Origin of the sequence: Moorena sp. SIO2C4, from assembly GCF_010672485.1 — a bacterium.
Classification (GTDB): domain Bacteria; phylum Cyanobacteriota; class Cyanobacteriia; order Cyanobacteriales; family Coleofasciculaceae; genus Moorena; species Moorena producens.
In genome coordinates, this window is record NZ_JAAHGN010000447.1 from 1 (window position 1) to 5,854 (window position 5,854).

General features: G+C 44.3%; 1 protein-coding gene and 1 pseudogene. Both read left to right on the plus strand.

Annotated elements, in window-relative coordinates; all coding sequences use genetic code 11:
* Positions 1-661: pseudogene (locus F6K20_RS21515) on the plus strand (ATP-binding protein); the annotation flags it as partial.
* Positions 607-5,854, plus strand: a 5,248-nt coding sequence (locus tag F6K20_RS21520) for a WD40 domain-containing protein (RefSeq protein ID WP_287295971.1), incomplete at its 3' end; no start/stop codon positions are given. The pseudogene F6K20_RS21515 and the gene F6K20_RS21520, both read left to right, overlap by 55 nt.

Here is a 5,854-nt window from a genome sequence, read left to right on the forward strand (position 1 = left end):
TTATATTGACCGGGGTGAACAGTTACGCCGACTCAATTGCCATATTGTGTACACAATTCCCTTGGCGTTAACTTTCTCCAATGAGTGCGAAACCCTGAAGAATCGCTTAGGTGGTGGACTTACTCCTAAAATATTACCGATGGTGCCAGTTAAACTGCGCACAGGTAAGGAGTTTCCCGATGGCATGGCTTTGCTACGAGAAATGGTACTGGTTAGAGCTTTCCCCAATCAAACTACTGAGGAACAATTTGCTTTGCTCCCGGAAGTATTTGATAATATAGAAACCTTAAACCGCTTGTGCCGAATTAGTGGTGGTCATGTGCGCAACTTGCTAGGATTATTGTTTGATTGTCTTAGGCAAGAAAACCCACCGATTCCCAGTGAGTGTTTAGAAAATGTGATTCTCGAACGTCGCGATTATCTGATCTCATCAATTACTGATGAGGAGTGGGAATTGCTGTTTCAGGTGGTGCAACAGCAAAAAGTTAGGGGTGATACGGAATACCAAACCCTATTGCGCAGTATGTTTGTCTTTGAATACCGCGATCGCGATGGCAATTGGTTTGGTATAAATCCAGCATTAGAAGAGGCACCGCAGTTTAAGTCATGGTTGAAACAAAATCACCAGCAGACGCTGCCCAATACAACGATAGTACATTAAAGGCTCTCTCTAGAGCGATCGCATTTTCACAAGGGGAATTTTCTCTTGTGATCGTGCGGTGTAACTACCAGGGTTTGCAACAACAGATGCTGCAACGCCTCAAAGCACTGTGTCAGCCGCAATACCCGATTACAGAGTTTATCATACCGCCATCGGCTACCACCCTTTATACCACTATCCAAAACTATGAACACAGGGAATTGGGGCGTGGACAGGACAAGGGGATAGACAGATGCGGGAACAGGGAGAGTTCTAGCCCCATTGACCCTTCATCCCCTGACCCTCTTACCTCCTCACCTCCTCATTCCGCATTACTGATTGTTGGTTTAGAGTCAGTGGTTGCCCTTGAGGAATTACTTACCTCTACTAATCAAGTCCGGGATGAGTTTCGTAAACGCCTAACCTTTCCTCTAATATTGTGGGTGAATGACCAGGTATTGCAAAAACTGATGCGCTTGGCACCAGATTTTGCCAGTTGGGCAGCCACTCCCCTCAAGTTTGAACTGACCACCACAGAGTTAGTAAATTTTCTCGGACAAAAGGCTCAAATGGTATTTGCCTGTCTATTGAACTCTGGAGAGCCTTCCCCCTCAACCACGCCACAAATCCCAAATCCTAACCAACAACCAACCAACCTCCAACCTCCCAACCTCCAACCAACCAACCTCCAACCAACCAAGCTTGGCCAAAAGGCCACGCTACGCGAACAACCTCCCAACCTTGGCCAAAAGGCCACGCTACGCGAACAACATTCCAACCTTCAACCAACCAACCCCGATATTTGTATTACCTATTCCAGGAACTCAGCACTGCAAAACCAACGTCGATTTGAACTGGATTTTGCCCTAAAAGATTTACATAGTCGTGGCATTACCTTAGAAAAGGAATTAGACGCTAGTCTAGACTTTGTTTTGGGTCTAGATGACTATAAACGCGATCGCATAAATCTAGCCAAGAAGCGGTTTCGTAAAAGCTTAAGAGTTTGGCAGCAAACCGATAACTTAGAACGCCAGGGGTTATTATTGTTTTATCTCGGTTTGTGTTACTGTCGCCAGGCTGACCAAAATCAAGCTCATAAACAGCGCTATTGGGAAGAAGCTTGGCCGTATCTGCATCGATGTATGGGAATTTTCACCCAAGCGGGGCGTCAGGATCTGGTGGCTATTTTTATTAGTAAGCTAGCTGAACTGCTGCAGCATCTACAAGCCTGGTCATTCTTACAAACCACCTCTCAACAGGCTCTGTCCCTTCATGAAACCTATGGGACTCAGGTGCAACTAGCCCAAGATTACGGTTTTCTGGCAGAAGTAGCCCTTGAGCAATCCCGATGGGACGATGCTGGTCAATTAGCCGAGAAAGCTCTATTAATTTTGGTTGTTGCTGCTGATGATCAGCCCCATGACCAAGGCTTGCATCCATTGCTATTAGCCCAGCTCTATCGACTATTTTTGGTAAAATCCCAAGGAAAGCAGGGAAATTTAGCAGAAGCGGTCAAGCAGCTGGAAAAAGCGAGTCATAAACTGGCAGATGCCATAGAATCCAGCAATTATCGCTATGAGCCTCAGCGTTACCTGCACCTGTTGGAACGATTACGTAGCCTTTACTTTGAACAAGGGCAATACCTAGAAGCATTTCGGATTAAACAAGAACAACGGGCAGTGGAGCAGCTGTATGGCTTCCGTGCCTTCATTGGTGCTAGTCGTCTACAGCCACCACGAGGAGCTAATAATCCCAGCTGGCATGGGGTACAGCCACAAGACCTTATTCCCCAGGAAATGGCAGCTTCCGGACGTCAGCGAGATGTAAACCGCTTAATGGAACGGATTACCCGTGCTGATCACAAACTGACAGTTATTCATGGTCAGTCAGGGGTTGGAAAAAGTTCCATTGTCCATGCTGGATTAGTGCCAGCACTCAAAAATAGACCCCTTGGCGATCGCATTGGGTTACCGATTGTGGTGCAAGTTTACACCGATTGGGTGGGGGAACTGCATAAACACTTGGCCGATCAGGTATCAGGAAATGGAAATGAAGACCTCTTGATCAGGGAAAAATTTCCAAATTCTAATGGTAACGGTAATGGTAACGGTAATATTAACACCCTAATTTACTCTATCCTGGAGCAATTACAACACAACGCCGATAATAACTTGTTAACGGTTTTAATTTTTGATCAGTTTGAAGAGTTTTTCTCCGTTTATTCCCATCAATCCCAACGAAAACTGTTTTCTAGTTTTTTAGTAAATTGTCTTAAGTTACCCTATTTAAAACTAATTTTTTCTATCCGAGATAACGCCTTACATAAATTACTAGAACTAGAACATTATACTTGGGAAGTTATAGAAAGTAATATCTTAGATAAAAAGATTCGTTATCCATTAGTAAATTTTTCCTTAGAAGATGCTTATTCAGTTATTCAAAGCTTAACCCATCGGGCTAATTTTTATTTAGAGCCAGCTTTAGTTGACGAATTAGTTAGAGAATTAGGAGCTGAAATTGGAGAAGTTCGTCCCATTGAGTTGCAAGTAGTAGGAGCTCAGCTTCAAGCTGAAAATATTACTACCTTAGCTCAGTATCAGCACCATGGTCCCAAAGCAAAACTGGTGGAACGGTTTTTAGAAAAAGTTATTAAAGATTGCGGTCCTGAGAATGAAACAGCAGCTTGGCTAGTGTTGTCGTTACTAATTGATGACAATAAAAATCGTCCCCTTAAGAATCGCTCCGAACTAGCCATAGAATCATCCTTAGAAGACCATACCTTAGATTTAATATTAGAAATTTTTGAGAAATCCGGATTAGTATTTCTATTACCAGAAGTTACGATCAACCGCTATCAACTGGTTCACGATTATCTGGTAGACGTTATCCGCCATAAAAAGCAATCTAAACTGCAAGCAGAATTAGAAAATCTCCGCCAGAAAGACAAACAGAGCCAGGATAAAATTGAGCAACTGGTTAAAGAACAAGAACTCCAAAACCAACTGGCTGAAATAACTAAAAAACAAAGGAAAACCGAAGAAAAGCTGAATCGAATTCTCAGACAACGATTGCGAGAAGCACGTTGGGCAGGAATGGCATTGTTCAGTCTGATGGTGATTACCGGTATACTTGGGGTTCGCTACGCTATCAGTAAAACCAACAACCATTTGAGTGACCTGAGCTACTCCTCAAAAGCTCTAGTTGATGCCAACAGAACCTTTGATGCCCTAATCCTAAGTTTAGAGGCAGCCCAGCAATTGCAGCAATCCCTTGGAGTGAATCCAGAGACCCAGACACGGGTAGTCACTGCTCTACAACAGGCAGTTTATGGGGTCAGAGAACGCAACCGTTTAAAGGGACATCGAGATTGGGTTAGTAGTGTCAGTTTTAGCCCAGATGGTCAGCTGATTGCCTCTGGGAGTCGAGACAACACTATCAAACTTTGGCGCAAAGACGGTACCTTGCTCAAAAGTTTTCGAGGTCATCGGGCTGGAATCCAAAGTGTCAGTTTTAGTCAAGATGGTCAGATGCTGGCTAGCGGTAGTGAAGACAAAACTGTCAAGCTGTGGCGTAAGGATGGCTCCGTGATCATGACCTTAGATGGAGCAGATGGGCATACCGAAAGAGTCCATTGTGTTAGGTTTAGCGCTGATAGCGAAATGATCGCATCGGCTAGTGAGGATAAAACCGTCAAACTATGGAGTAAAGATGGTGTTTTACTCCAGACTCTGACCGGTCACAGTGATTCCGTATTGGGAGTTAGTATTTCTCCCAATGGTCAGTTAATTGCTTCTGCCAGTAAGGACAAAACTATCAAACTTTGGCGCAGGGACGGAACACTGCTGAAAACCTGGCAAGCTCATACCAAACCAGTGGTTAGTGTCCGTTTTAGTCCTGATGGTAAGACTATTGCCTCTGCCAGTAAAGACAACACTGTCAAACTCTGGCACACTGATGGGGAATTAATCGATACCCTCGAAGGTCATCGTAATTGGGTTCTCGATGTCAGTTTTAGCTCCGATGGTAAGAGGCTAGCTACGGCTAGTGCTGATCACACCATTAAACTCTGGAACAGTGATGGGGAATTAATCGAAACCTTGGCTGGACATAGCGAGATGGTGGTAGATGTCAGTTTTAGTCCCGACAACAAGACCATTGCATCGGCTAGTGTAGACAAAACCATTAGACTCTGGGCTAGTGACGGGGGGATACTGGCACCGATCCGCCATAATCAAACTGTCAGAAGTGTAAGTTTCAGCCCCGATGGTGAAATGATTGCTACTGCTAGTGCAGACAATACCATTCAACTTTTGAACCGTAAGGATCGTAGCAGAAAAGCCTTCTCGGCTCATGGTGAAGGGTTGACTGCAATTAGTTTCAGCCCTGATAGCACGATCATGGCTAGCGCTAGTGAAGATAAAACCGTTAAACTCTGGAATTTAGATGGCTCCTTGCTTGAAACTCTAGAAGGGCACCAGGATCAGGTTTGGGGAGTTAGTTTTAGTCCCGATAGTAAGTTAATTGCTTCTGCTAGTGCTGACAAAACCGTTAAACTCTGGCATTTAGATGGCACCTTGTTCAAGACCTTAAAGGGGCACCAGGATAAAGTTTGGGGAGTCAGTTTTAGCCCAGATGGCAAACATATTGCCTCTGCTAGTAATGATGGAACTGTAAAACTTTGGAATACTAAGGGTAAGTTGCTCAAAACCTTAGAAGGGGATAATCAAGAGCATAATGATGCGGTGAATTGGGTTAGTTTCAGTCCAGACGGCGAGATGATTGCTTCTGCTAGTAGTGATGGTACTGTAAAACTCTGGAATCGTGATGGCAAGTTGCTCAATAAGTTGAAAGGCCATAATGGTGCCGTCAATTGGGTTAGTTTCAGTCCAGATGGAACCTTAATCGCATCTGCTAGTGGTGATAAAACGGTTAATCTTTGGAGTCGGGATGGACATTTAATTAATACCTTTAAGGGACACAACGATTCCGTGTTTGGAGTCAGTTTCAGTCCCGATGGCAAGTGGCTAGCTTCTGCTAGTAAAGACAAAACCGTGATCTTGTGGAATTTGGATGTGGATTATTTGCTAGAGCGCGGTTGTAGTTGGTTGTACGATTATTGGCACTATAACCGTGAGGGTCAAAGGGGATCAGCTTTGTGGATTTTCACTATAAGGAAGCAGGGAATCGGGAATCGGGAATCGGGAATCGGGAATA